The sequence below is a fragment of the Microbulbifer sp. Q7 genome (assembly GCF_001639145.1).
GTDB lineage: Bacteria > Pseudomonadota > Gammaproteobacteria > Pseudomonadales > Cellvibrionaceae > Microbulbifer.
In genome coordinates, this window is sequence record NZ_LROY01000002.1 from 868,946 (window position 1) to 894,308 (window position 25,363).

22 protein-coding genes are annotated in these 25,363 nt (G+C 58.5%); 16 read left to right on the forward strand and 6 right to left on the reverse strand.

The genetic code is table 11. The features are described 5' to 3' along the window. Nucleotides 1-39: 39 nt before the first annotated feature. Nucleotides 40-483 carry a universal stress protein gene (locus tag AU182_RS09265; protein WP_066964045.1) on the reverse strand — a complete coding sequence of 148 codons (444 nt, stop codon included), beginning with the start codon at nt 481-483 and terminating at the stop codon, nt 40-42. 199 nt (nt 484-682) lie between these two features. Between AU182_RS09265 and AU182_RS09270 the strand changes: the two genes are divergently transcribed. The 4 genes from AU182_RS09270 to AU182_RS09285 all read left to right on the forward strand — a co-directional run bounded on the left by AU182_RS09270 (nt 683) and on the right by AU182_RS09285 (nt 5,214). Next, entirely contained in the window at nt 683-1,228 is a 546-nt protein-coding gene (locus AU182_RS09270; protein ID WP_066964048.1) for a hypothetical protein, read from the forward strand. 271 nt (nt 1,229-1,499) lie between these two features. After that, nucleotides 1,500-4,244, forward strand: coding sequence for a type I DNA topoisomerase (gene topA / locus AU182_RS09275; RefSeq protein WP_066967818.1), 2,745 nt, complete (start codon nt 1,500-1,502; stop codon nt 4,242-4,244). 63 nt (nt 4,245-4,307) lie between these two features. Further along, on the forward strand, nt 4,308-4,841 hold the full coding sequence (locus AU182_RS09280; protein WP_066964051.1) for a DUF6586 family protein: 534 nt from the start codon (nt 4,308-4,310) through the stop codon (nt 4,839-4,841). A gap of 118 nt (nt 4,842-4,959) precedes the next feature. Next, complete coding sequence (locus AU182_RS09285; protein ID WP_066964054.1) at nt 4,960-5,214, forward strand: hypothetical protein; 255 nt, start codon at nt 4,960-4,962, stop codon at nt 5,212-5,214. 87 nt (nt 5,215-5,301) lie between these two features. Here AU182_RS09285 and lexA read toward each other — a convergent pair whose 3' ends face one another. Beyond that, nucleotides 5,302-5,910 (reverse strand): transcriptional repressor LexA, encoded by a 609-nt coding sequence (gene lexA, locus AU182_RS09290; protein ID WP_066964056.1) that lies wholly within the window; start codon nt 5,908-5,910, stop codon nt 5,302-5,304. Nucleotides 5,911-6,125: 215 nt separating this feature from the next. Between lexA and AU182_RS09295 the strand changes: the two genes are divergently transcribed. Then, entirely contained in the window at nt 6,126-6,776 is a 651-nt protein-coding gene (locus tag AU182_RS09295; RefSeq protein ID WP_066964059.1) for a TIGR00730 family Rossman fold protein, read from the forward strand. 104 nt (nt 6,777-6,880) lie between these two features. Here AU182_RS09295 and AU182_RS09300 read toward each other — a convergent pair whose 3' ends face one another. After that, nucleotides 6,881-7,213, reverse strand: a complete 333-nt coding sequence (locus tag AU182_RS09300) for a DUF6763 family protein (protein WP_066964062.1) — start codon at nt 7,211-7,213, stop codon at nt 6,881-6,883. A 270-nt stretch (nt 7,214-7,483) separates the two neighbouring features. Between AU182_RS09300 and AU182_RS09305 the strand changes: the two genes are divergently transcribed. From AU182_RS09305 to AU182_RS09320, 4 genes are all read left to right on the forward strand, one after another. Beyond that, nucleotides 7,484-8,140 (forward strand): TetR/AcrR family transcriptional regulator, encoded by a 657-nt coding sequence (locus AU182_RS09305; RefSeq protein ID WP_066964065.1) that lies wholly within the window; start codon nt 7,484-7,486, stop codon nt 8,138-8,140. Between the two features lie 102 nt (nt 8,141-8,242). Beyond that, nucleotides 8,243-9,256 carry a beta-N-acetylhexosaminidase gene (gene nagZ / locus AU182_RS09310; protein WP_066964068.1) on the forward strand — a complete coding sequence of 338 codons (1,014 nt, stop codon included), beginning with the start codon at nt 8,243-8,245 and terminating at the stop codon, nt 9,254-9,256. Nucleotides 9,257-9,364: 108 nt separating this feature from the next. Beyond that, a complete protein-coding gene (locus AU182_RS09315) occupies nt 9,365-10,483 on the forward strand; it encodes a mechanosensitive ion channel family protein (protein ID WP_066964071.1) in 1,119 nt (372 codons plus the stop codon). A gap of 290 nt (nt 10,484-10,773) precedes the next feature. Beyond that, nucleotides 10,774-10,989 carry a cold-shock protein gene (locus tag AU182_RS09320; protein ID WP_066964075.1) on the forward strand — a complete coding sequence of 72 codons (216 nt, stop codon included), beginning with the start codon at nt 10,774-10,776 and terminating at the stop codon, nt 10,987-10,989. 206 nt (nt 10,990-11,195) lie between these two features. Here AU182_RS09320 and AU182_RS09325 read toward each other — a convergent pair whose 3' ends face one another. The 3 genes from AU182_RS09325 to mfd all read right to left on the reverse strand — a co-directional run bounded on the left by AU182_RS09325 (nt 11,196) and on the right by mfd (nt 17,153). Then, nucleotides 11,196-12,431 (reverse strand): DUF819 domain-containing protein, encoded by a 1,236-nt coding sequence (locus tag AU182_RS09325; RefSeq protein WP_066964077.1) that lies wholly within the window; start codon nt 12,429-12,431, stop codon nt 11,196-11,198. 96 nt (nt 12,432-12,527) lie between these two features. Further along, nucleotides 12,528-13,496: a CsiV family protein gene (locus AU182_RS09330; protein ID WP_066964080.1), complete on the reverse strand. Its 969-nt coding sequence runs from the start codon at nt 13,494-13,496 to the stop codon at nt 12,528-12,530. 171 nt (nt 13,497-13,667) lie between these two features. Then, on the reverse strand, nt 13,668-17,153 hold the full coding sequence (gene mfd, locus AU182_RS09335) for a transcription-repair coupling factor (RefSeq protein WP_066964083.1): 3,486 nt from the start codon (nt 17,151-17,153) through the stop codon (nt 13,668-13,670). Between the two features lie 331 nt (nt 17,154-17,484). On the opposite strand from mfd, the gene AU182_RS09340 reads away from it, so the two are divergent. The 7 genes from AU182_RS09340 (at nt 17,485) to nqrF (ending at nt 25,307) form a co-directional block, all read left to right on the forward strand. Continuing rightward, entirely contained in the window at nt 17,485-18,942 is a 1,458-nt protein-coding gene (locus tag AU182_RS09340; protein ID WP_153039200.1) for a glyceraldehyde-3-phosphate dehydrogenase, read from the forward strand. A 509-nt stretch (nt 18,943-19,451) separates the two neighbouring features. Next, nucleotides 19,452-20,792 carry a Na(+)-translocating NADH-quinone reductase subunit A gene (locus AU182_RS09345; protein ID WP_066964088.1) on the forward strand — a complete coding sequence of 447 codons (1,341 nt, stop codon included), beginning with the start codon at nt 19,452-19,454 and terminating at the stop codon, nt 20,790-20,792. A gap of 2 nt (nt 20,793-20,794) precedes the next feature. Next, nucleotides 20,795-22,006, forward strand: coding sequence for an NADH:ubiquinone reductase (Na(+)-transporting) subunit B (locus tag AU182_RS09350; protein WP_066964091.1), 1,212 nt, complete (start codon nt 20,795-20,797; stop codon nt 22,004-22,006). Beyond that, nucleotides 21,999-22,781: a Na(+)-translocating NADH-quinone reductase subunit C gene (locus AU182_RS09355; RefSeq protein ID WP_066964094.1), complete on the forward strand. Its 783-nt coding sequence runs from the start codon at nt 21,999-22,001 to the stop codon at nt 22,779-22,781. The genes AU182_RS09350 and AU182_RS09355 overlap by 8 nt, the downstream gene beginning before the upstream one ends. A gap of 4 nt (nt 22,782-22,785) precedes the next feature. Beyond that, complete coding sequence (locus AU182_RS09360; RefSeq protein ID WP_066964097.1) at nt 22,786-23,454, forward strand: NADH:ubiquinone reductase (Na(+)-transporting) subunit D; 669 nt, start codon at nt 22,786-22,788, stop codon at nt 23,452-23,454. Nucleotides 23,455-23,457: 3 nt separating this feature from the next. Beyond that, entirely contained in the window at nt 23,458-24,066 is a 609-nt protein-coding gene (nqrE, locus tag AU182_RS09365; RefSeq protein ID WP_066964100.1) for an NADH:ubiquinone reductase (Na(+)-transporting) subunit E, read from the forward strand. A gap of 17 nt (nt 24,067-24,083) precedes the next feature. Next, on the forward strand, nt 24,084-25,307 hold the full coding sequence (nqrF, locus tag AU182_RS09370; protein ID WP_066964102.1) for an NADH:ubiquinone reductase (Na(+)-transporting) subunit F: 1,224 nt from the start codon (nt 24,084-24,086) through the stop codon (nt 25,305-25,307). Nucleotides 25,308-25,363: the final 56 nt, after the last annotated feature.

Sequence of the window (25,363 nt, forward strand, 5' to 3'; positions counted from 1 at the left end):
AGCGGGGCGCAGCTGCCCCCGCTTTGCGATCGCTCCGCGCTATTCGTTGGGCGAGTGCACCCGCACTGCCAGCACATCACAACCGGCACCGTGTAAAACACCGTTGGCCGTGGATCCCAGCAGCAGCGCCAGTCCATGGCGGCCATGGCTGCCGATTACGATCAAATCGCAACCGGATTCCTCCGCCAGACGGTGAATTTCCGTGGCGGGCTGGCCCAGCACCACATGTTGGCGGTCAGGGGGAATGTTGAGGTTGGCGGCGGCCTTGCTTAATTGCTCCTTGGCCTGGTTTTGCAGCTGCTCCTGCACCTCGGAAAGGTCCATTGGTACGTCGCCGCCATAGGCAAACGTCAGTGGCTCGATGATGTGGGCGAGGCTCATCTTCGCGTTGTTATGGGCGGCAAGCTGGGCGGCTCGATCCAATACCTGAGAGGATTCTTCAGAGAGGTCCAGTCCCACCAATATGTTGTTATACCCTGACATTTGGGCTCCCGCGGTCTGGTTAGATATCAAAAAATACCGGGAAATATTGAAACCCCGGTGCTTCTATTGAGTCTACTTTAAAAAAAACAGACTTGACACAACCGCCGACTTGCAGGGAAATGCGCGCCTGCACAAGGGTTTAGCGGCGGTTTATTGGTCGTTAGCACCACAATTCTCAATTTGACATGGAATTACGCTCATGGCCAGCTGGCTGCCTATTGTCATCATAATATTTGCGATTGCCCTGGTGATCGGGCCGGTGGTCTGGCTGAAGCCCAGTAGCCGGGATCGCAAGCTTGCAGAGCTTCGCCAGCACGCGGCAGCTTCCGGACTCAAAGTGCAAATGCAGCCGTTGCCGAAATCCCAGGACGCGGGTAACGCGGCGGTGTATTCCGCCCAGTGGCGCAATCCGCGACGGCTGCAAACGGGCTGGGGACTGGAATTGCAGCGCATGTCCCACGAGATGAACTTCAACGGCGTGTGGGACTGGCGCAACGGCCGTGAAGCCCCGGAGGTGGCCAAGCCACCACTGAAAGAATTTCTTGAAATGCTGCCGGCAGATGCCACGGCAGTCTATGCCAATGACAGTGGATTGGGTGTGCAGTGGCGCGAACGCAGTGGGAACGGCGGGTTGGCGGCGCTGCAGAAGGCGCTGGATACCATGCGGCCGGTAATAGAAGAAGCGATTCGGCAGCAGCAATCGCGCTCGGAGGATGCCGGCGATGAGAGCGATTCCCTGAGTTAACGCTGCGCCTTGCCGGAGTGGTCTATTTTTTACCGACCACTCGCGCTCTGGCACCTCCGTTGGCCGTGCCGAGCGCTGCCGCAGTAGTACTGAATCGCCGGTCAGAGAGGCGGGCACAGACGGTTAATCAACACACAATTGGCTCATCAATTTGTGACGCTTGCTTGACCGCACCGGGGGCGAAGCATATATATTCGCGCAGCGCACCGTTGAAAACGGCTGCAGCCCCCGGTGCGAAAGCAGTAAATTTTCTATTAAAAATCAAAAGCTTATGGGTAAATCACTGGTCATCGTCGAGTCGCCGGCGAAGGCGAAAACGATCAACAAGTATCTCGGAAAAGACTTTGTGGTGAAGTCCAGCATTGGTCACATCCGGGATCTTCCCACTGGGGCATCGAACAAGCAGCCGGTGGACGCCAAGGAGCGCGCGCGCCGCGCTGCGGAAACCCGCAAGCTTTCTCCCGAACAGAAAGAGATCTACAAGCGCAAGAAAAGCCGCGAGCAGCTGATCCGGCGCATGGGGATCGACCCCGACCACAACTGGGAAGCCCACTACGAAATCCTGCCTGGCAAGGAAAAGGTGGTGGATGAACTGCGCAAACTCGCCGCCAACGCTGATCACGTCTATCTCGCAACGGACTTGGACCGCGAGGGGGAGGCCATTGCGTGGCACCTGCGGGAAGCCATTGGCGGTGACGAGCAACGGTACCGCCGGGTGGTGTTCAACGAAATCACCAAATCGGCGATTCAGGAGGCGTTTCAGGATCCGGGCCCCCTGGATATCGATCGGGTGAATGCACAGCAGGCGCGGCGTTTCCTCGACCGCATCGTGGGCTACATGGTTTCCCCGCTGTTGTGGGAAAAGGTCGCGCGCGGACTGTCGGCAGGCCGTGTTCAGTCGGTGGCAGTGAAACTGGTAGTGGAGCGCGAGCGGGAAATTCGGGCGTTTATTCCCGAAGAGTACTGGACCCTGTTTGCGGATACGCAAACCGCCAAATCTGACGCCCTGCGCCTGGAAGTGAAAAAGCAGGCCGGTGAGGCCTTCAAGCCCACCAACGAAGAGCACGCCATGGCGGCGCTGAAGGCGCTGCAGACCAGCGACTTCACGGTGAGCGCGCGGGATGACAAGCCCACCAGCTCCAAGCCTAGCGCACCCTATATCACCTCTACGCTGCAGCAGGCTGCCAGTAATCGTTTGGGCTTTAGCGTAAAGAAAACCATGATGATGGCCCAGCGGCTTTATGAGGCGGGCTACATCACCTACATGCGTACCGACTCCACCAACCTGAGTGCGGAAGCGGTGTCCTCGTTGCGCGAGTTCATCGAAGAAAATTACGGTGACAAGTACCTTCCGGAAAATCCGAATCGCTACAGCAGCAAAGAGGGCGCACAGGAAGCGCACGAGGCGATTCGTCCGTCCGATGTGCGGGTGAAACCCAACATGCTGTCGGGCATGGAGCGGGATGCCGAGCGCCTGTACACCCTGATCTGGCAGCAGTTTGTGGCGTGCCAGATGACACCGGCGCAGTTTACCTCGACGTCTGTGGTGGTCACGGCAGGGGACTTCGAATTGCGCACCCGCGGTCGCGTTATCCGCTTCGACGGCTTCCTGAAGGTGGCGCCGGCGCAGAGCAAGAAAGACGAAGACCTGGTATTGCCGGACATCAAGGTCGGTGAAAAGCTGAACCTGAAAAAGCTCGATCCCAAGCAGCACTTCACCAAGCCTCCCGCGCGCTTCAGCGAAGCGGCGCTGGTAAAAGAGCTGGAAAAGCGCGGTATTGGCCGTCCATCGACGTACGCATCCATTATTTCCACGATCCAGGATCGCGGTTACGTGCGTCTGGAAAACCGTCGATTCTACGCGGAGAAAATGGGTGACATCGTCACTGATCGCCTCAGCGAGAGCTTTACCGACCTGATGGACTACGGATTTACCGCCAGCCTGGAGGAGTCCCTCGACTCGGTTGCAGAGGGCAAGCGGGGCTGGAAAGACCTGCTGAATGATTTCTATGCCGGTTTCAGCAAGCGTCTCGAAGTGGCGCAGGATAAAGAAGGCGGCATGCGCCGTAATTCGCCCACGGATACGGACATTGAGTGCAGCCAGTGCGGCCGCCATATGCAGATCCGCACCGGTTCAACCGGCGTCTTTCTGGGCTGCTCCGGCTATGCGTTGCCCCCCAAGGAGCGCTGCACCAACACCATGAACCTGGTGTCTGGTGAAGAAGCCGTTGACGCCGATAAAGATGAAGAGGCGGAAACACGCCAGCTGCGCGAGAAGCGCCGTTGTGGCAAGTGCGGCACGGCAATGGACAGTTATCTGGTGGATGAACAGCGCAAGCTGCACATCTGCGGTAATAACCCGGACTGCCCCGGCTTTGAAGTGGAAAAAGGCACTTTCAAGATCAAGGGCTATGACGGTCCGCTGATCGAGTGTGACAAGTGTGGGGCGGATATGCAGTTGAAGTCCGGCCGTTTCGGCAAGTACTTCGGCTGTACCAGCGAGACCTGCAAGAACACCCGCAAGCTACTGAAGAGCGGCCAGCCGGCACCGCCCAAAATGGATCCGGTACCCATGCCGGAGCTGCCCTGCGAAAAAGTGGACGATACCTACATTCTGCGTGACGGTGCCTCCGGTCTGTTTCTGGCGGCCAGCCAGTTCCCGAAAAACCGTGAGACACGCGCCCCGCTGGTGAAGGAACTGCTGCCACACAAGGACGAGATCGACCCGAAATACAGCTTCCTGTTTTCGGCGCCCACGGAAGACAACGAAGGCCGCGACACGGTGGTGCGGTTCAGCCGCAAGACTCAGGAGCAGTATGTCCAGAGCGAGGAAGAGGGTAAGGCCACCGGCTGGAAGGCCTTCTATCGCGATGGCAAATGGCAGGTAGACGCGCCGGCGAAGAAAGCACCCGCCAAGAAGAAAGCTGCGGCGAAAAAAGCACCGGCTAAAAAAGCGGCCGCTAAAAAGGCACCAGCCAAGAAAAAGGCCACCACTAAAAAATCCCCGGCCAAGTAATTGGCCGGTTACTCTGCTCAGCAGGTCGTTGTAAGAAACAGGGAGAAATAGGGAGTATGCAGGTTGAGTAATCCCTATACCGGTAGCGTTGCGTCAGCACTGCGCAAAGCCCAGCTGATCCTCCAGGCCCCCGTCCCGGGTGAGGCGGCAGACAGTCAGCAGGCGCTGCTGGAAAGTGCTTTGCAGGAAGCGGCGCTGATGCAGCTGTGGCGGGCCTACAAAGCATTTCTTGCGGAGCAGGGGCAGCAGCTCCAGCTGGGGTTCCGAGCCGGGGCCGAGCCGGATACTGCGCAGGCACTGGCGCAACTGGTGTCAGCGCGCGGTAAGTTCAGCGCCGAAGTCAATGAGCTGGTGAGCCTGTCGGAAAACCCGGAAAGCTGGTTTCAGGGCATGCAGGCCGCCTGGGAGGCCCTGTGGCGGCCGGCAGGTACGGAAGCGGCTCAGTCTGAAGGCGCCGCGGGCGTGCAGACCCTGATCCCTGTGCAGCAGCTTGACCGAGCAGCCCCTGAGCCCCTGAGCCGGGATCTGCTGATGAAGTGGCTGCGCGCGCTGAACGAGCTGGTAGTGCGCCAGCGGGCCCACGGGCAGGAGTGGTAAGCCCACCCGAGCTGGATTCGGGTCTGTCCTCTGATTAATCACCCCTCCCTGTGATACACTGCCAAAAATCGCGCCGGCTGGTGGCAGGCGCTTCCCGGGAAGATAAGTGGAGAGATGAATGTCTTCTGAGACCTACGAAATCATCGAGTTGTCCAATGGTGATGTGGCGCTGCGGCGTGCTGGTCACAAAGATGATCCGTTGGTGCGTATCCATTTTTCTGCCGAGAGCCTCGATTTTCTGCGTGAGCACAAAGTGACCATTGCGCGCGCCATGCTGGAGGCAGGTATCGAAGCGGTACAGGAAATCAATGCCCTGGAGCCAGAGCCTTTTGAAGAAGAGGACGTGGATTTGACCGAGCACACGATCCATTGATGCCGGTTGATTCGGACGCATAAAAAAACAGGGCCAAGGCCCTGTTTTTTTATGCGTCGGCGTTTGCCGTAGTGCGCTGCACGTTTATCAAACCGGGTTTTGCCGGATAACACCCACAGCCAACCCCTCAATGGCAAAGTTGCGATCACGCATGTCAACTTCAATTACATTGAAGTCTTCGTTCTCCGGCAACAGCTGAACCGTCGCCTGGTTACCGCGGCGCTTGAATCGTTTCACTGTCACTTCGTCCTCGATTCGCGCCACCACGATTTGGCCGTTGCGAATGTTGTCAGTCCGCTGCACCGCCAGCAGGTCGCCGTCGAGAATACCCGCATCCTTCATACTCATACCGTGCACCCGCAGTAGATAATCCGCCGGAGGGTGGAAAAACTCGGCGGGAATCTCACAATATTCCTCAATATTTTCCTCTGCCAGCACCGGGTTACCAGCGGCAACACGGCCGACAATGGGAAGGCCGGTGTGGTGGTCGGGGATACGGATACCACGGGAGGCGCCGGCGACCATCTCGATGGCACCCTTGCGCGCGAGCGCCTTCAGGTGTTCTTCCGCCGCATTGGGGGAGCGGAAGCCGAGTTCCTGGGCAATTTCCGCGCGGGTGGGGGGGTAACCGGTGTCGTCCAGGTACGTTTTGATCAGCGCAAGTACCTGGGCCTGGCGGGCAGTGAGGTTTGTCATGGGCAGTTCCTGTTATTCGAGATCTTCCATCCCGATTTCCCGGGGTCTGTATTTTTATACAGTTGCTGTGATTATATACAGATTTGCTGAAGCCGCAAACGCCGGGTGGATTGCGGGAACTGCTAGACTGTAAGCGGGTTTGGTGTATGGGGTTTGGTGTGTATCGCTGACATTGCCCATGCGCTTCGCCAGGCATACGGATAAGGAGCAGGCATATGCTGGATGCAAAAATGCCCGAAGCATGGCGAGTGCTGCGTATTCAGTCTGAACTCGTGGATGGCATCGAGCGGCTGATTACCCTCAAGGGTGCGGTGACCGTGTTCGGGAGTGCGCGGTTTCCCGAAGAAGCCGCAGAATATCAGGAGGGCCTACGCCTTGGGGAGTTGCTGGCCCGTGAAGGGGTGCCGGTGATAACCGGCGGTGGGCCGGGAATTATGGAGGCCTGCAATCGCGGTGCGTTTTGCCAGTCTGGGGAATCCATCGGGTTGAGCATCGAGTTGCCGCACGAACAACTGCCCAATGCCTATCTCGATATCAACCTGAATTTTCGCTATTTTTTTGTGCGTAAATTTATGTTCGTCAAACACGCGATGGGTTTTATTGCCATGCCCGGCGGCTATGGCACCCTGGATGAGTTATTTGAGGCACTTACGCTGGTGCAAACGCGCAAGGTCCGGCGCTTCCCCATTGTTCTGGTGGGGAAACAATATTGGGCAGGGCTGGTGGACTGGATGCGCAATACCGTGCTGACGCGCGGCTGTATTGATGCCGACGATCTGAGCCTGTTTACGCTGGTAGACACCGTCGATGAAGCGGCACAGATCATAATCGAGTTTATCCGCGAGTGTGACGGGGAAGCCCGTTAATCCATCGCCCATTTATCGGTATTTCAACGGCCCCTGTCTGCGGACACTATCTGCTGGGGGAGGCTGCAAGCCTGCGGCCGGTTTCGCGATCACCGGTTTCGAGATCAGAAGGAATCGTCGGTCCCTGGAAACGAGTCGCCCTCCAACCTGTCGATGGCGCTCTGCACCGGCGAAAGAATCGGGCTGCGGAACCCTGAGTCTTCTTCGTCCTGCATTTCTTCCGCGAGGATGCCGTAACCGGCATTGGCATTTTCCGGTTCCGCGGCGCCAATCACCGGCAGCCTTGGCCAGCTTTGAAAGTCGATTTCCCCCAGTGAACCGTCCAGGTACTGGATTTCGATGGTGCGGGACGGATGGTCTACGGCCACCACTTCGAACAAGTCCCCACTGTCGAAATTTTCAAACCAGCTACCAATTTCAGGAGCAATTCTAGCCATGATGTGGCCCTCCCGGGTCAATGCGTTGTGGCTCGGATTAACAGAGCCTCTGCACTCAATCTAGTGTGGAGGCGGGAGTCTCGGTAACTGGCAGGTCGCAAATGGCATGCAGTGTTACCTTGGCGCGTGACGGTGAGAGGTCGGTTTCACCCGTGGCGATCTTTCTGTGTCGACCAGTGAGCGCTGGTGGGCTGCCGCGCGGGGATGACTATGCTAGTCTCTCGGTTTAAACAAACGTTTTAATTATCAGTTTGAAACTGTGAGTAGGGCATGAGTCAGCTGGACACCGTCAACCGTATACTGGATGCCGCCGAGGTGCTGTTTGCCGAGCGCGGATTTACCGAGACCTCACTGCGGACCATCACCAGCACGGCGGGCGTGAACCTGGCGGCGGTGAATTATCACTTTGGTTCGAAAAAGGAACTGATACAGGCGGTATTCGAGCGCTTTCTGACCCCGTTTACGGAGAACCTGGATAAAGAGCTCAGCCGCCGGCAGGCCCAGCTGGAAACGTCCCCGGGGGAGCAATTGCAGGTAGATGACCTGCTCGACAGCCTGTACAGCGTGGCCCTTGCTGGCCTGGCAAAGGAGGGGAGAGACCCCAAGCGTTTTATGGGGCTGCTGGGCCTGGCCTACACCCAGTCACAGGGACACCTGCGCAGGTTCATCGTGTCCCGCTACGGGGCCAGCTACCGTCGGTTTGCCGGGTTGCTCGCCAATACCTTGCCGCACGTGGATCCGGTCACTTTTTACTGGCGGCTGTATTTCATGCTGGGCGCGACCATCTTTTCCCTGTCGAGCTTCGACGCAATCGAAGCTATCCTTCGGGAAGACTTCGGTGCCGAGAGCAGTCTCGACGAGACCCTGGCGCGGCTGGCCCCCGCCGCAGCGGCGATGCTGACGGCTGCGGAGCCCAAAGATACATAATCCCTCATTGCGACTTGTGGAAGTCAACGGACCCGATACTGCGGGCCTTCGGCGCAACAACTTCGCGGCAACAACATTGACTGAGAGTGGGAGCTGGAATTCATGTCCGATCAGATTGGTCCGGTGATGATTGATGTCGAGGGTACGGAACTCACGACGGAAGACCGTGAACTCTTGCGTCATCCGCAGGTTGGCGGACTGATTTTCTTTGCGCGCAACTACCACGATCGTCCGCAGCTGGAGGCGCTGGTGGCCGACATCCGCAGTGTGCGGCCAGGGATTCTGCTGGCAGTGGACCAGGAAGGCGGGCGGGTGCAGCGCTTCCGGGATTCCTTTACCCGTTTACCGTCCATGCAGGCACTCAGTGCGCGGGCGGATAGGCAACAGCTGAAAGACGTGGGGTGGCTGCTTGCGGCCGAGTTGCTGGCGGTGGGTGTCGACTTCAGTTTCGCGCCGGTGCTGGATGCCGATGACAACTTCTGCCGTATTGTTGGCGACCGGAGTTTCGCCTGTGACCCGCTGGCACTCGCGGCCAAAGCGCGCCCGTTTATGGCGGGCATGCACGAGGCTGGTATGGCCACCACCGGCAAGCATTTCCCGGGACACGGGCAGGTCCTTGAAGACAGTCACGAAGAGCTGCCGGTGGATCATCGCACGCTGGAAGAGGTGCTGGCGGCCGATGGTCAACCATTTGCCGAGAGTATTGCCGCTGGAGAACTGGAAGCGGTCATGCCGGCGCATATCCGGTTTGCGAAAGTGGATGAGAACCCGGTGGGCTTTTCACGCTTCTGGTTGCAGGAGATCCTGCGCAAACGGCTCGGCTTTGACGGCGTGATCTTCAGTGATGATCTCACCATGGAAGGCGCCGGCGCGGCCGGTGGGTATGCCGAGAGGATCCGGGCGGCGATGCAGGCAGGTTGCGATATGGGGGTTGTGTGCAACAACCGGCAGGGTGCGCTGGAAGTGCTCTCGGCACTGGAAGGTTACGAACCAAACCCAGAATCCAGCCGGCGGCTCGAGCGCATGCGCGGTAAGCCGGTCATTGAAAACTGGGCTTCGCTCGAACAGTCACCCCGTTGGCAGGCCACCCGGGCGTGGCTGGCATCCTGGATGTAAATGCGCAGAATAATGAGCCGTATTGCTGACTCTGCCAGATAACGTTAAGTCGGCAGAAACCGGCAGAAACTTATAAACCTTGAACATCGTCGACGTATGGAGTGATTTGTGGAGCAGGCTAAGGCGTTTATACGCTCCCTGGTGGGGGAAGATCGTTTCTGGATTGCTGAAGTTTTTCTGATTGTTCTCGCCACCGCCTTTGCGGCGTGGATGCTGGCGCTGTTTGTGGCGCGCTTGCAGGCGAGGGCGGAACGCACTGTCAACCCATGGGATGACGCCCTGTGCGGGGCCATCAACCCACCCGCATCCATTGTGGTGTGGCTGGTGGGGCTGTCGCTGGCAGCGGCGCGTGCCGGCAAGGCAACGAGCGCAGAAATTTTCAGTTACGCCGGTACCGTGCGTGAAATCGGCTTCATTGTACTGATTACCTGGTTTGCCCTGCGGTTTGCCAAGGCGGTAGAAACGAACCTTGCGGACCCGCGCTTCATGGGCAAGCCGATGGATGCCACAACGGTGCGTGCCGTTGGCAAGCTGGTGCGTGCTTCCATCATCATTACCGCGGCCATGGTGATCATGCAGCACTTCGGGTACAGCATCAGCGGTGTGCTGGCGTTTGGCGGTATCGGCGGCCTGGCGATTGGTTTTGCGGCAAAAGATTTGCTGGCCAACTTTTTTGGTGGGCTGATGATCTACCTGGATCGCCCGTTCAAGGTGGGCGACTGGGTGCGCTCTCCCGACCAAGAAATAGAAGGCACGGTAGAGGACATCGGCTGGCGCCTGACCCGTATTCGCACCTTTGACAAGCGTCCGCTGTACATTCCCAACGGGATCTTCACCCAGATTTCCGTTGAAAACCCCTCGCGTATGCTGAACCGCCGGATCTACGAAACGGTCGGTATCCGCTACGACGACGCACACCTGATGGCGCCCATTGTGAAAGATGTGCGCGCGATGCTTGAGCAGCACCCGGAAATCGATACCAATCAGACGCTGATTGTGAATTTCAATTCCTTCGCGCCGTCGTCGCTCGACTTCTTTATTTACACGTTTACCAAAACCACCGAATGGGTGCGCTACCACGAGATCAAGCAGGATATCCTGTTGCAGATTCTGAAGATTATCGAGCAGCACGGCGCCTCCTGTGCCTTCCCGACCTCCACCCTGCATATTGCCGATTTGCCGGAGCTGGCAATCGCCGGAGCGCGGGAGGTGCCGGCTGGGTCCTGAATGACAGTTAAGTGACATTTTCCGCAACGGCATACATTGTCAAATCATGTGACCCTTTTGTTGCATTTTTGGTGATTTATTGCGCATCGCAGGCGGCAAGTAACATTAATTTCACGCGGAAACCTAGACAGTGGCGCTGTTTTATCTAAGAATCGGTAACGACCTCTGCGGATGACCGCACAGGCGCTTCGAGACTGCAGGCCACCGTCGACTGGTGGCTTTCGGCAATTGGGGTAGGCGTATTGCCCGCAACCGGGGTGAGCGCAATAACAATAAATGAGGTTGGCTTAATGAGTGATCGCGTTACGGGTACAGTGAAGTGGTTTAACAATGCCCGGGGTTATGGCTTTATCACCTGCGCTGAAGGTTCCGAGGATATCTTCGTTCACTACCGCAGCATCCGCGGTGACGGCTACAAAACCCTCAACGAGGGGCAGGCAGTCGAGTTTGAAATGCAGCAGGGGGATAAAGGCCTGCTCGCGGAAGATGTAGTGCCCTGCGAGTAATTCGCAATTGATCGCACACTCGATTCCGTAGACATTTTGGCCGTGTCGGCCTCGATGGAATATCGCGGGTTGCGTCGTTAGCCAAAGCAAGTGCTTTGTGCAATGACAGCGATAGTTGAGTGACACCGGCAACTAAAAAGCCCAGGCGGCTCGGGTAGATTCCGAAGCCGCCTGGGCTTTTTTTGTGTCTTTCTTGCCGGTATCGGTCAGCCGGCGCCAACGATGCGTAACAGCTGCCCGCAGAACCATGCCGCATAGGTGCCCAGGGCATACCCCATTACTGCGAGGAGTACCCCTACGGGTGCCAGTGATGGGTGGAAGGCGGCGGCCACCACCGGCGCGGAAGCGGCACCGCCCACGTTTGCCTGGCTGCCCACGGCCATGAAGAAGGTGGGTGCCTTGATCAGCTTGGAAACCAGCAGTATCAGTCCGGCATGGATACTCATCCAGATCACGCCGAGCACAAACAGCTCCGGGCTGTTTTTCAGCGCCGTGATATCCATGTGGGTGCCAATAGTGGCCACCAGGAAATAGATAAATACCGACCCGACTTTCGCCGCGCCTGCGCCCTCCAGTTTTTTCGCCGGGGTAAACGCCATGGCAATGCCCAGGGTGGTTGCCACAACAATGAGCCAGAAAAACGGGCTGGTTAAACTGAAGCGGGCCATGTGCGGCGCATGGGTTTGGAACCACGGGGCCAGGAAGTCGGCGCAGGCGTGAGCGATGGCGGTAATGCCGAAGCCGACTGCGGCAATCAGCATCAGGTCCTGCAGGCTGGGGTTGCGTGAGTGCTTGCGCTGCATGGTCTCCACACGCTCGCGCAACGCGTTGATGCTGGAGGTGTCTGCGCCCCGGCGCGCATCAAGCTGCTTCGCATTACCGGCCATAATCAGCAGCACCGCCATCCACAGGTTGGCGACGATGACATCCACCGCCACCATCGCGGAAAAAACATTGCCGCCGACATCGAAGATTTCCTTCATTGCCGCCTGGTTTGCGCCGCCACCAATCCAGCTGCCGGCAACCGTGGTCATCCCGCGCCAGATGGCATCGGGGCCGTTACCGTTGAGCATACCCGGATCGATCGCAGACATGATCAGCAGGGCGAGTGGCCCACCAATAACGATACCGGCGGTACCGGTTAAAAACATGATCAACGCTTTTGGGCCAAGATTGACGATGCCTCTCAGGTCGATACTGAGCGTGAGCAGTACCAGGCTGGCCGGCAGCAAATAGCGTGAAGCGACGAAGTAAAGATTGGAATTGTGCGCGTCGATAATGTGGAAGGTGGTGAGCAGGGAAGGCAGGAAATAACACAGTAACAGGGCGGGCACAAAGCGGTAGAAACGCTTCCAGAAGCGTTGCTCGCTGCTTGCCGTATAAAACACCAGGCCGAGGATGGCCGCGAGCATCCCCAGAATAATTGCGTCATTCGTTATCATGCTGAATCCGATTGTTATTAGTGTGTGTCTGAACGTATTGCTGTTTACAACGGAAAACGGCCCTTGCGGGCCGCTGTGGAGAATGCGTTTTCAGGCTCAGGGCGTGATGTCGATGGCGCCTTCCTGCGCTGCCGGCTCTTCGATCTGTTCAATGGCCCGCACCTCGATCAACACGCCCAGCTTGGGGTGGTCAATGTAATGGAGCTCGCCGCTGCGCAGTCGGCGCTCCTCGTTGAGCACCGCAACCCGCGCGGCCAACTTCGCGGCGGGCTCGGCCGCTGCGGCATCTTGCTGGGCGTCTTCCCCATGAAATACCGCGGCATCGGCTGCTGTGCTGTAACCGCTGGTGGTGCTGAATTCATAATCGTCAGTCTGCGCGGTAGCGCCACCGAGGTTGCCCAGGTCCATGGGCTCGTCACCGGCCAGCGCGGCAGCGGTGCGGTCGACGGGCGCGCGCGGCCGCGTAGGGACAGAAATACCCTTTGGTGCGGCGGGCGCGGCCAGCGCCGGGATGTCGGTGTTGGTCATGGGGGCGATTGCACCGTAGCTGGACGAGTCGCTTCCGTTTGGTAGCCATTCACTCAGCCACAGATCCGTACTCAGGTGCAGATAGCGGGATACACTCAGGGTAACGCTGCCTTCCAGCTGGTGGTGATTGCCGTCCACCGGGCCACCGTTTATCAGGATGGCCGGGGCATTGCGCTCGGTCTGTAATACCTGGCGCCATGTCTTGTGGAACAGGACCTCATAGCCCGCGCTGCGCGCCAAAGCCGCCACCTTGTTGTCCAGCTGGTTGGGCGCTGGCTGCAGGGCGGGAATCATCGGGTCGGCCTTGGAGGGGGTGTCAAAGTCCACCCAGTGGCTGTCGTAAGCAAGCCGGGGGGTCGCGGGCCAGGTTTCGCGCGACTGGCTCATACCGCTCTCGCGACTGAACACCACCATTTCAACCTCGAATTGGGTGCCCGCATAGCCCGCCGCCTCCGCGCCTGCAGCGCACAGGGCAAGGAGAGCCGTTCCGGTCAGCTGTTTCAGGCGAGCTGCGACCTGCTTGTGGTTAAGGGTCATGTTGATACCGCTTATTCTTTGTGCCGATGTACATAGGTGTGGACGCCCGGTCTGGTACCGGGCTGTCCGAGCCGCGTGATGGCGACGAATTCGCCCATATTAACATTGATTGATTGGCGAATGTGTCGACTGCGCCACCGCTGGCGGCGCTTGTCGACCGTGGGGTTGTGGTTACTGGGACAGCTGTTGCAAAACCTCATTGACCTGCTGCAAGCGCTGCTCCGGGCCGCTCTCATCCAGGGTAAAGTTCAACTGGTTGGCGCCCTGCAATCGGTAGGTGGTGGGGCGGGTCTGCACCATCTTCACCAGGGTCAGCGGATCGACCTTGGCATTTTCGGAAAACTCGATGCGTCCGCCGGTGGCCGAGGCCTCCAGTTTGCGAATGCCCATGCGGTTGGCCTGCAGCTTGATCTCGGTAATGCGGAACAGGTGCTTCACCGGTTCTGGCAGCAGTCCGAACCGGTCGATCATCTCCACCTGCAGCTCTTTCAGGGCCGCCTTGTCCTCCGCATTAGCGATCCGCTTGTACATGATCAGGCGGCTGTGCACGTCCGGCAGGTAGTCTTCCGGGATCAGCGCGGGTACCCGCAGGTTAACGTCGACCGCGGGGGATTCCAGGGGCTCGTCGATGTTCGGGGTGCGCCCCTCGCGAATGGCCTTTACCGCGTGATCGAGCATTTCCATATACAGGTTGAAGCCAACACTCTGGATCTGGCCACTCTGCTCCTCGCCCAGTAGTTCACCCGCACCGCGGATTTCCAAATCGTGGGTGGCCAGGGTAAATCCGGCACCCAGGTCCTGGGCCTCGCTGATGGCTTCCAGGCGCTTCACCGCGTCCGCCGTCATGGCGCGCTTGTTGGGCGTAAGCAGGTAGGCGTATGCCTGGTGGTGAGAACGCCCCACGCGGCCGCGCAGCTGGTGCAGCTGGGCGAGCCCGAACTTGTCCGCGCGCTCGATCAGGATGGTGTTGGCATTTGGAATGTCGATACCGGTTTCGATGATGGTGGTGCACACCAGCACATTGAAGCGCTTGTGGTAAAAATCGCTCATCACCTGTTCCAGCTCGCGCTCGCGCATCTGCCCGTGGCCAATGCCGATGCGGGCTTCCGGAACCAAAGCCTCCAGCTCACGGGCAAGGCGCTCGATACTTTTCACTTCATTGTGCAGGAAGTACACCTGACCGCCGCGCAGGATTTCCCGCAGGATGGCTTCCTTGATCAGGGCTTCGTCGCGCTCGCGCACAAACGTTTTTACCGAGAGCCGGCGCGCGGGCGGCGTGGCGATGACCGAGAGATCGCGAATCCCCGCCATAGCCATATTGAGCGTGCGTGGAATCGGCGTTGCCGTGAGGTTGAGGATATCCACTTCGGCGCGCAGGCTCTTCAGCTTTTCTTTCTGGCGCACGCCAAAGCGGTGTTCCTCGTCGATAATCAGCAGGCCCAGGTTTTTGAATTTCAGGTCGCTCTGCAGCAATTTGTGGGTGCCCACAAGAATATCCACCTTACCAGCTGCCACACGCTCCTTGATCGCATCCACTTCCTTGTTACTGCGGAAGCGGGAAATGACTTCGATAGTGATAGGCCAGTCCGCGAAGCGGTCCTGCAACGACTGGAAATGCTGCTGGGCGAGCAGGGTGGTGGGCACGAGCATGGCCACCTGTTTGCCGCCATGTGCCGCGACAAACGCAGCGCGCATGGCAACTTCGGTTTTACCGAAACCGACATCGCCGCATACCAGGCGGTCCATCGGCTTGTCCGACAGCATATCGCCAACCACCGATTCAATGGCCAGCTGCTGATCCGGTGTCTCCTCGAAGGGGAAGCCGGCGGTGAATTCGCGGTAAGCGAGGCCCGGGTCACCGAAGGCATGCCCAACACGGGCCTCCCTGCGGGCATAAATGTCGAGCAGCTCGGCCGCGGCATCACGCACTTTTTCGGCGGCCTTGCGTTTTGCCTTCTGCCAGGTCTCGCTGCCGAGCTTGTGCAGCGGCGCCAGCTCTTCGTCCGCGCCAGAGTAGCGGCTGATCAGGTGCAGGCTGGCCACCGGCACATAGAGCTTGGCGCCATCGCCGTATTCTAGGGTCAGGAACTCCGCCTGCTGGCCGTCGATGTCGAGGCTCTGCAAGCCTTTATAGCGCCCAACCCCGTGATCGATATGCACAACCGGTGCGCCCACACGCAATTCGGCGAGGTTTTTTACCGCGTTGTCGGCATCGTCTTTGGCCTTTTTGCGGCGGCGTTGTTGCAGTACCCGTTCGCCAAACAGCTGGGGTTCGGCGATCAGGTTCAGCGGGGGTTGTTCCAGCAACAGCCCCTTGTCGATGGCGGCTACGGTAATGCCGTACTGGGCATCGCTTGTGAGGAAGCTTTGCCAGCTGTCGAAGGTTTTGGGAGCCAGGCGGATGCCGCTCAGCAGATCCAGCAATGCCTCGCGGCGGCCCCCGCTCTCCGCGCAAAACAGCACGCGGCCACTGTATTCCATCAGGTAGGCTTCCAGGGCTTTCAGCGGCTGCTCGGATTTTCCGTCGACGGGCAGGTTGGGCGGCACGGCACTGGCAAAGTTGTAGTTGCCGGCTGTATCCGGGAGTGTTTCCGGGGAAAAGAAGGCGCGCGGTAGCGACTTCAATGCGGCATAGAACTCGTCGATGTCCAGCAACACTTGGCGCGGTTCCAGAATCGGCCGTGTCAGGTCGCCACGGCGGCTCTGGTAACGGTTATCGGTTTCCCGCCAGAATGATTCGACCGGCTGCTGCAAATCGCCCTGGATAAACGCCTGGCTGCCCTCCGGCAGGTAATCGAACAGGCTCGCGCACTGGTCGAAGAACAGCGGCAGGTAGTATTCGATACCCGCCGGTGCAATGCCGGCACTGATGTCCTGGTAGATGGAGACAGGGCCCGGGTCTACCTCGAACTGCTCGTGCCACCGCTCGAGGAATTTTGCCAGGCCTGGCTTGTGCATCGGGAATTCCCGTGCGGGCAACAGGTGAATGCGCTCCACCGTGTCGATGGTGCGCTGATCTTCCGGGTCAAATGTGCGCAGGGATTCAATTTCGTCATCGAACAGGTCGATCCGGTAGGGCAGGTTGCTACCCATGGGGAATATGTCCATGAGCGATCCGCGCACCGCAAACTCGCCGTGCTCGTATACCGTATCGACACAGTGGTAACCGGCCTGCTCGAGCAGTCGACGCTGCTTGTTGAGGTCGAATTTCTGGCCCTCCTGCAGAATCAGGGCATTGCCCGCGACGTAATCTTTGGGGGCCAGCCGGTGCAACAGGGTGCTGACCGGCGCGATGACAATCCCGCTCTGCATCTGTGGCAGCCGGTAGAGCGTCGCCAGTCGGTCCGAAATGATGTCCTGGTGCGGAGAGAAGGTGTCATAAGGCAGAATTTCCCAGTCCGGAAATTGGAAAATCGGTAACCCTGAATGCGCCGCTTCGGCGCCGTCATCTCGCCCGGGCTTGTTAAAAAATTTCAGCTGCAGTTCCAGTTGCTGCGCTTCCTGGCTGTTGCGCGCGATCAACAGGGTGGGGGCGCTGCTGTTTCTCGCGGCAGTCAGGATGGCCAGGGCAGCGCTGGCGCCGTGCAGCTGGCCCCAGAATTGGCGGTCATTGGGTGCGCGAAAGGCGGGGGGTGACAAAGGGGGGAATTGACTCATGTTTCCTTATAATTCCGTGCTTTCTGACCGCTGACGGCCCGGGGGCGGCTATTGTAGCGGTGAAACGTGGCCGGTGCAGGTTTGGGCTCCGCGCGGGGCAAAATTTGCGGTTATGAGCGCGGGACGGAGAGCGGATTCTCCGGTGCTTTCGGCGTCGGGAAAATGTAGTTTAACTACAGTTTTTAGCCTATTTTTTACGCGGTTGCGTGGCCCCAAGTGAATACACATAATGCGCCGGCCTTCACCCCCGAGGCGAGATTCAGAGCCGTTCTGATCGTCCGGGCCGGGCGGAGGCGCGACCCCCATTATCACTCTGCAGAGGTGTCCGACTGTGACTCAGAAGCGACCGAAGCCCGCTGACTTCTTCAAGGACTGGAAAGCGCGTGAAGCGCTGGCGGAATCCATGATTCCGATGATTGGCAAGCTCAACCGGGAAAGCAACGTCGGCATTTATATGTACGGCCAAAACCTGGTGAACCGCTCCGTACTCAGCATTATGAAAGCCCACCGTTTTGTACGTCAGGTGGAAGAGAACGAGCTGTCTGAGTTTGAAACCTATCCGGTGCTCGAGGCTATCTGCAAGCTGGATCTGGGTCCCGTACATATCGACCTGGGTACGCTGACCAATAAGTACATGCGCGACCAGCGTGGCCTCTCCATTGAAGAGTTCGTGCGCGAAGAACTCGCCGACGCCGGGGGCGCGGGCAAGCCGCTGCCGCAAACCCAGGACGTGGTTATCTACGGTTTCGGACGTATCGGTCGTCTGGTTGCCCGCTTGCTGATTGAAAAAGCAGGTAGTGGTGATGTGCTGCGTCTGCGCGCCATCGTGCTGCGCAAGGGCAAGGCCGACAACGATCTGGTCAAGCGCGCCTCTCTGCTGCGTCGCGACTCCGTACACGGCGCCTTCAACGGCACCATCCGTGTAGACGAGGAGACCAGCTCCCTGATCTGCAACGGCAACGAAGTGAAGGTGATCTACGCCAACTCCCCGCAGGAAGTGGATTACACCCAGCACGGTATCAACAATGCGCTGATTGTCGACAGTACCGGTGTATGGCGCGATGAAGAGGGCCTGTCCCAGCACCTCGAAAGCAAGGGTGCCGCCAAGGTGTTGCTGACCGCACCGGGCAAGGGTGACCTGAAGAACATCGTGTACGGCATCAACAACGGCGAGATCAAGCCGGAAGACAAGATCCTGTCGGCGGCCTCCTGTACCACCAACGCGATTGTGCCGGTGCTGAAGGCCATGATGGACAAATACGGCGTTGAGCACGGTCACGTGGAGACGGTACACGCCTACACCAATGACCAGAACCTGATCGACAACTACCACAAGGGCGAGCGTCGCGGCCGTTCCGCTGCGCTGAACATGGTACTGACCGAGACTGGCGCGGCCAAAGCGGTGTCCAAGGCCTTGCCGGAGCTGAAAGGCAAGCTCACCGGTAACGCGATCCGCGTACCGACCCCGAACGTGTCCATGGCGATCCTGAACCTGCGCCTGGGCAAGCACACCACCAAGGAAGAGTTGAACGAGTACATGCGCGAGGTTGCGTTGCACTCACCGCTGCGTCAGCAGATCGACTTTACCAATTCCCCGGAAGTGGTATCCAGTGACTTCGTGGGCTCCCGTCGCGCCTGTGTATTCGACTCCATTGCCACCATCGTGGAAGAGGACAATGCGGTTCTCTACTGCTGGTACGACAATGAATTCGGCTACAGCTGCCAGGTGGTGCGCTGCCTGGAAGACATGGCTGGCGTACGCTACGAGCTGTTCCCGAAGAAGGACTAACGGGTCCTGATGCCGCAGGGGAGGGCGCTGGCTCTTCTCTGTGGTGCCCGTGGCGCGGTCGATTGGTCAGGCAGATCAATTCCGCGCCACGCCATTCACGCCAGCCGAGCCGGTTCCCCGGTCGGCGCCTCCAACTAAAGTCGTTGTTTTTTCAGCAAAATTTTCCTCATCCTGAGTCGATTTGGCTCTATCTGCTCTGGTAAAGCCACGGCCCCATCCTTATAATGCGCGCGATTTTGCGGGGCCGCCGTGCGCCGGGAGTGTGTTTGCGTGAAGGCCGCGTGTTGCGGTCGCAATGCGAGACTTTACGCCCCCCGGAGTGCAGCAGCCGCTGCCTGCAGCGCCACAGAGGTCGCCAGGCGAGCGGGAGCCATAGCGCCGGTAGTTCGGGGCTATCCTCAGGAGTACCACGGCCTAAGTCCCCGCCATGGGTTTCTGCTTTTCATTTTTAGTGTTTTCTAACTCTAGATTTTTATAAACCTACCAACTTAGAACTTAGGCATAGGCGTATGAGAAAGATCCGTCGGGGATTGGATTTACCCATATCCGGCGCGCCCGAGCAGGTCATCCACGATGGCCCTGCTGCCAAAACTGTTGCGGTGGTCGGTCCCGATTACAACGGGATGAAGCCCACCATGGCGGTTGCGGAAGGGGATAGCGTCAAACTCGGACAGCTGCTGTTCACCGATAAGAAAACCGAAGGCGTGCGTTACACTGCACCGGCCGCCGGTCGCGTGGTTGCCATCAACCGTGGCGCCCGTCGCGTGCTGCAGTCTGTGGTCATCGAAGTCGAAGGTGATGAGGCCGAGCAGTTTGCCAGCTACAGCGCTGACCAGCTGGGCAGCCTGACTGCGGAGCAGGTGCGTGAAAACCTGGTGGAGTCCGGCCTGTGGACGGCTCTGCGTACCCGCCCTTTCAGCAAGGTGCCGGCACTTGATGCCCAGCCATCCGCGCTCTTCATCAATGCCATGGATACCAATCCGCTGGCCGCTGACCCGGTTGTGGTCATCGCCGAGCAGCGCGATGCGTTCGCTCAGGGTGTTGAGATCCTTTCCAAGCTGGCTGACAAGACCTTTGTCTGCACCGCGCCGGATGCTGACATTCCGGTGCCGGGCACGGCTTCCGTGCAGCGCGAAGCCTTTGCAGGCCCGCACCCGGCAGGTCTCTCGGGAACCCATATCCACTTCCTGCACCCGGTCAAGCCCGGCCGTCAGGTATGGACCATCGGTTACCAGGACGTGATTGCCGTGGGCAAACTGTTCGAAACCGGCAAGTTGTTCACCGACCGTGTGATTGCCCTGGGTGGCCCTCAGGTCAACAATCCGCGTCTGATCCGCACCCGTCTGGGCGCCGACCTGACAGCGCTGACTGCGGGTGAACTGAAAGACGGCGACAACCGTCTCATTTCCGGTTCTGTGTTCGGTGGGCTTACTGCTACCGGCCCGCTGGCCTATCTCGGCCGCTACGCCAATCAGGTGAGCGTGCTGGTGGAAGGCAAAGAACGTCCGTTCCTGCACTACCTGCGGGCGGGCAACAAGCGTTTCTCTGCACTGCCGATTTACCTGTCGCGCCTGTTCAAGAATCGTTTGTACGATTTCACCACCAGTGCCAATGGCTCCGAGCGTGCCATGGTGCCGATCGGCGCCTACGAGCGCGTGGTTCCCCTCGACGTGCTGCCGACGCAACTGTTGCGCGCACTGATTGTCGGTGACACCGCGACCGCCCAGCAGCTGGGCGCGCTGGAGCTGGACGAGGAAGATCTGGCCCTGTGCACCTTCGTGTGTCCAGGCAAGTACGAGTACGGTCCCATTTTGCGGGATAACCTGACCCGTATTGAGAAGGAGGGTTAAGGATGTTGCGCAAGTTCCTCGATTCCATCGAGCCGCATTTCCACAAGGGCGGCAAATACGAAAAGTTCTACGCGCTATACGAAGCGATTGATACCGGCCTGTTTCAGCCGGCCGATCGCACCAAGACTACCGCTCACGTACGTGACGGTATCGATCTGAAGCGCATCATGATCACCGTTTGGGCCTGTGCCATGCTGGCGGCCTTCTGGGGTATGTACAATATCGGTTATCAGTCCAACCTGATCATCGCCGATATGGGCACCACCGAGTTTGAAGGCTGGCGCCACGCCATTATTGGCGCGCTCACCAGCTACAATGCCGGTAGCGTCTGGGACAACTTCGTCTACGGGGCCATGTACTTCTTGCCAATTTACCTGGTGACGTTCATCGTCGGCGGTATCTGGGAAGTATTGTTCGCAGCGGTACGCGGCCACGAAGTCAACGAAGGCTTCTTCGTGACCTCGATCCTGTTCGCGCTGACCTGTCCGCCGGACCTGCCCCTGTGGCTGGTGGGCATGGGCATCAGCTTCGGTGTGGTGATCGGTAAGGAAGTGTTCGGAGGCACCGGCAAGAACTTCCTCAACCCGGCGCTGACTGGTCGTGCCTTCCTGTACTTTGCCTACCCGGCCTCCATGTCTGGCGACATGGTGTGGACCGCGGTCGACGGCTATACCGGCGCTACCGCGCTGTCCGTTCTGGCGAACGAAGGTGTCGTAAACGGTGTGGTGAATGCCGCAGCGGGCCCGCTGACCTGGTGGGATGCGTTCTTCGGCAACATGCACGGCTCCATCGGTGAGACCTCCACCTTTGTGATCCTGATCGCCGGCGTCATCCTGATGGGCATGAAGATTGCCAGCTGGCGCATCGTGGCCGGTACCCTGCTGGGTATGATGGCTACCTCGACGCTGTTCAACTTTATCGGCTCCGAGACCAACGTCTTCTTCAATGTGCCCTGGTACTGGCACCTGGTTGTAGGCGGCTTTGCGTTCGGTCTGATCTTTATGACCACCGACCCGGTGTCCGCAGCCATGACCAATATGGGTCGCTGGTACTACGGCATCCTGATTGGTGTGATGACCGTCCTGATCCGTGTCGTGAACCCGGCCTTCCCGGAAGGCATCATGCTGGCGATCCTGTTCGCCAACCTGTTCGCGCCGCTGTTTGACCACTTCGTGGTGCAGTCCAATATCAAACGGAGGTTGGCACGTGGCTAATAAAGATTCCGTCAAGGGAACACTGATCGTAGCCCTGGTGCTGTGTATCGTCTGTTCCGTCATTGTTTCCACCGCCGCGGTGATGCTGAAGCCCATGCAGCAGGCAAATGCTGCATTGGACCTCAAGCGCAACGTGCTGCTGGCTGGCGACCTGATCGATCCGAACCAGGCTGGTAAGGATGCGGTTGAGTCCGCATTTGCCAATGTCACCATCAAGTATGTGGACCTGCGCACTGGCAAGTTCACCGATGAGGCGCCGGCAGGCGGCAGCGGTCGCGCCGCTGCGAAAATCCCCTCCGCCAGCGACAAGCTGACTCCGGAGCAGGACGTTGCCAAAATCATCCGCCGCGAGCACATCAAAGAAGTGTATCTGGTGGAAGAGAACGGCGAGCTGCAGAAGGTGATTCTGCCGGTGCGCGGTTACGGCCTGTGGGGTCAGCTGTACGGCTTCCTCGCGCTGCAAAATGACCTCAATACCGTTGCCGGCCTGGGCTTTTACGAGCACAAGGAAACACCGGGACTGGGTGGCGAAGTTGACAACCCCAACTGGAAAGCGATCTGGGAAGGCAAGAAGGTCTATGCCGAAGATGGTGACGTGGCGTTGAGCGTGATCAAGGGCAGTGTTGATCAAAACACTCCGAATGCCGAGTACAAGGTCGATGGCCTGTCCGGCGCAACCCTGACCAGTAAGGGTGTCGATAACCTGGTCGAGTTCTGGCTCGGCAGTGAAGGTTACGGCCCCTTCCTGAAAAACCTGAAAGCAGGGGAGGCGTAACATCATGAAATTGAAAGATACTCTGCTGGAGCCGATCTTTACCAATAACCCTATCGCGTTGCAGATCCTCGGTATCTGTTCCGCGCTGGCGGTAACCAGCTCCCTGAAGGTGACACTGGTAATGTGTGTGGCACTGACCGTAGTGGTCTGCTGCTCCAACGTACTGGTGTCCCTGATCCGTACCCAGATCCCCAACAGCATCCGTATCATCGTGCAGATGACCGTGATTGCCTCGCTGGTAATTCTGGTGGACCAGGTGATCAAGGCGCTTGCCTATGATATTTCCAAGCAGCTGTCGGTATTCGTTGGTCTGATTATTACCAACTGTATCGTGATGGGCCGCGCGGAAGCTTTCGCCATGAAACATGGCCCGAAAGAGAGCTTCTTCGACGGCCTCGGCAACGGACTGGGTTACAGCGTGATCCTGATCGGTCTCGCGGTTATTCGTGAACTGTTTGGTGCCGGCACCCTGTTTGGTTATCCGATTCTCGAAACCATTAATAACGGTGGCTGGTATGTCCCCAACGGCATGCTGCTGTTGCCGCCGAGCGCATTCTTCCTGATCGGTCTGTTCATCTGGGCGATCCGTACTTGGAAGCCTGCGCAGGTGGAAGAGGACGAATTCAAGATTACGTCCAATTCCAAAGTGCCGCTGGCGCAGCAGGAGGCCTGATAGATGGAACATTATATTTCTCTAATTATCCGCGCCATTTTCGTTGAAAACATGGCGCTGGCCTTCTTCCTCGGGATGTGTACCTTCCTGGCGGTATCCAAGAAGGTAGATGCGGCGATCGGTCTGGGTGTTGCAGTTGTTGTGGTACTGACCATTACGGTACCGGTCAACAACCTGATTTACGCCTACCTGCTGAAAGATGGTGCGCTCGCCTGGGCGGGTTATCCCGACGTTGACCTCAGCTTCCTCGGGCTGCTGTCTTACATCGGCGTAATCGCGGCTCTGGTGCAGATCCTGGAAATGTTCCTGGATAAGTATGTACCGGCGCTCTACAACGCCCTGGGTGTATTCCTGCCTCTGATTACCGTGAACTGCGCCATCCTGGGTGCGTCACTGTTCATGGTCGAGCGCGAATACAACTTCGGTGAGAGTGTTGCCTACGGCTTTGGTGCCGGTATCGGCTGGGCACTGGCGATTACCGCACTGGCCGGTATCCGCGAAAAACTTAAGTACAGTGATGTACCCGATGGCCTGAAAGGTCTGGGTATCACCTTTATCACCGTTGGTCTGATGTCGCTTGGCTTCATGTCCTTCGGTGGTATCGATATCTAATCGGGGAGCGCAATACGATGAATCTGGAAATTATTCTCGGCGTTGCGATGTTTACCGTGATTGTGCTGGCACTGGTGGCGGTTATCCTCGTTGCCCGTTCTCGCCTGGTAAACACCGGTGACGTCAATATCGTGGTCAACGGTGAGAAAACGCTCACCGTACCGGCCGGCGGTAAACTGCTGCAGACTTTGGCTGCCAACAACCTGTTCCTGGCTTCGGCTTGTGGTGGTGGTGGCTCCTGCGCACAGTGTGTGTGTGTGATTGAAGAGGGCGGTGGCGACATGCTGCCGACCGAAGCGGCACACTTCACTCCGCGTGAAGCCAAAGAAGGCAAGCGTCTGTCCTGTCAGGTTGCGGTCAAGCAGGACATGAAGATCGAAGTGCCTGAAGAGGTGTTTGGTGTGAAACAGTGGGAATGCACTGTGGAATCCAACCCCAACGTGGCCACCTTCATTAAAGAGCTGACCCTGAAGCTGCCGGAAGGCGAGAACGTCGACTTCCGTGCGGGTGGTTACGTTCAGCTGGAAGCGCCGCCCCATCACGTGAAGTTCTCCGACTTCGATATCGAAGAAGAGTACCGCGGTGACTGGGAGCACTTTGGCTTCTTCAAGCTGGAGTCCAAAGTCACCGAACCGGTGGTTCGTGCCTACTCCATGGCCAACTACCCGGAAGAGAAGGGCGTTGTTAAGTTCAACATCCGTATCGCGACACCGCCGCCGCGTACCGAAGGTATTCCGCCGGGTCAGATGTCTTCCTACGTCTTCAACCTGAAGCCAGGTGACACCATGCGCGTTTACGGTCCCTTCGGTGAGTTCTTCGCCAAGGATACCGACAACGAAATGGTCTTCATCGGTGGTGGTGCCGGCATGGCGCCCATGCGTTCGCACATCTTTGACCAGCTGAAGCGTCTGCACTCCAGCCGCAAGATCAGCTTCTGGTACGGTGCGCGCTCCCTGCGCGAGATGTTCTACGAGGATGACTACAACGGCCTGCAGGAAGAGTTCGACAACTTCCAGTGGCATATTGCGTTGTCTGATCCGCAGCCGGAGGACAACTGGGAAGGCTACACCGGTTTCATCCACAATGTGGTGTACGAAAACTACCTGAAGGACCACCCGGCGCCGGAAGACTGTGAGTACTACATGTGTGGGCCGCCCATGATGAACGCGGCGGTGATCAATATGCTGAAAGACCTGGGCGTAGAGGATGACAATATCCTGCTCGACGACTTCGGTGGCTGATCACGCATGATTGGACGTGACAATACATCCACAAAAACAGGGCCGCTCCTTTCGGC

What these genes read in the sequence shown, in the direction of transcription:
- AU182_RS09265 (WP_066964045.1), bottom strand. Translation starts at nt 483, where the DNA reads ATGTCAGGGTATAACAACATATTGGTGGGACTGGACCTCTCTGAAGAA.
- AU182_RS09270 (WP_066964048.1), top strand. Translation starts at nt 683, where the DNA reads ATGGCCAGCTGGCTGCCTATTGTCATCATAATATTTGCGATTGCCCTG.
- topA (WP_066967818.1), top strand. Translation starts at nt 1,500, where the DNA reads ATGGGTAAATCACTGGTCATCGTCGAGTCGCCGGCGAAGGCGAAAACG.
- AU182_RS09285 (WP_066964054.1), top strand. Translation starts at nt 4,960, where the DNA reads ATGTCTTCTGAGACCTACGAAATCATCGAGTTGTCCAATGGTGATGTG.
- lexA (WP_066964056.1), bottom strand. Translation starts at nt 5,910, where the DNA reads ATGACAAACCTCACTGCCCGCCAGGCCCAGGTACTTGCGCTGATCAAA.
- AU182_RS09295 (WP_066964059.1), top strand. Translation starts at nt 6,126, where the DNA reads ATGCTGGATGCAAAAATGCCCGAAGCATGGCGAGTGCTGCGTATTCAG.
- AU182_RS09300 (WP_066964062.1), bottom strand. Translation starts at nt 7,213, where the DNA reads ATGGCTAGAATTGCTCCTGAAATTGGTAGCTGGTTTGAAAATTTCGAC.
- AU182_RS09305 (WP_066964065.1), top strand. Translation starts at nt 7,484, where the DNA reads ATGAGTCAGCTGGACACCGTCAACCGTATACTGGATGCCGCCGAGGTG.
- nagZ (WP_066964068.1), top strand. Translation starts at nt 8,243, where the DNA reads ATGTCCGATCAGATTGGTCCGGTGATGATTGATGTCGAGGGTACGGAA.
- AU182_RS09320 (WP_066964075.1), top strand. Translation starts at nt 10,774, where the DNA reads ATGAGTGATCGCGTTACGGGTACAGTGAAGTGGTTTAACAATGCCCGG.
- AU182_RS09325 (WP_066964077.1), bottom strand. Translation starts at nt 12,431, where the DNA reads ATGATAACGAATGACGCAATTATTCTGGGGATGCTCGCGGCCATCCTC.
- AU182_RS09330 (WP_066964080.1), bottom strand. Translation starts at nt 13,496, where the DNA reads ATGACCCTTAACCACAAGCAGGTCGCAGCTCGCCTGAAACAGCTGACC.
- mfd (WP_066964083.1), bottom strand. Translation starts at nt 17,153, where the DNA reads ATGAGTCAATTCCCCCCTTTGTCACCCCCCGCCTTTCGCGCACCCAAT.
- AU182_RS09345 (WP_066964088.1), top strand. Translation starts at nt 19,452, where the DNA reads ATGAGAAAGATCCGTCGGGGATTGGATTTACCCATATCCGGCGCGCCC.
- AU182_RS09350 (WP_066964091.1), top strand. Translation starts at nt 20,795, where the DNA reads ATGTTGCGCAAGTTCCTCGATTCCATCGAGCCGCATTTCCACAAGGGC.
- AU182_RS09360 (WP_066964097.1), top strand. Translation starts at nt 22,786, where the DNA reads ATGAAATTGAAAGATACTCTGCTGGAGCCGATCTTTACCAATAACCCT.
- nqrE (WP_066964100.1), top strand. Translation starts at nt 23,458, where the DNA reads ATGGAACATTATATTTCTCTAATTATCCGCGCCATTTTCGTTGAAAAC.
- nqrF (WP_066964102.1), top strand. Translation starts at nt 24,084, where the DNA reads ATGAATCTGGAAATTATTCTCGGCGTTGCGATGTTTACCGTGATTGTG.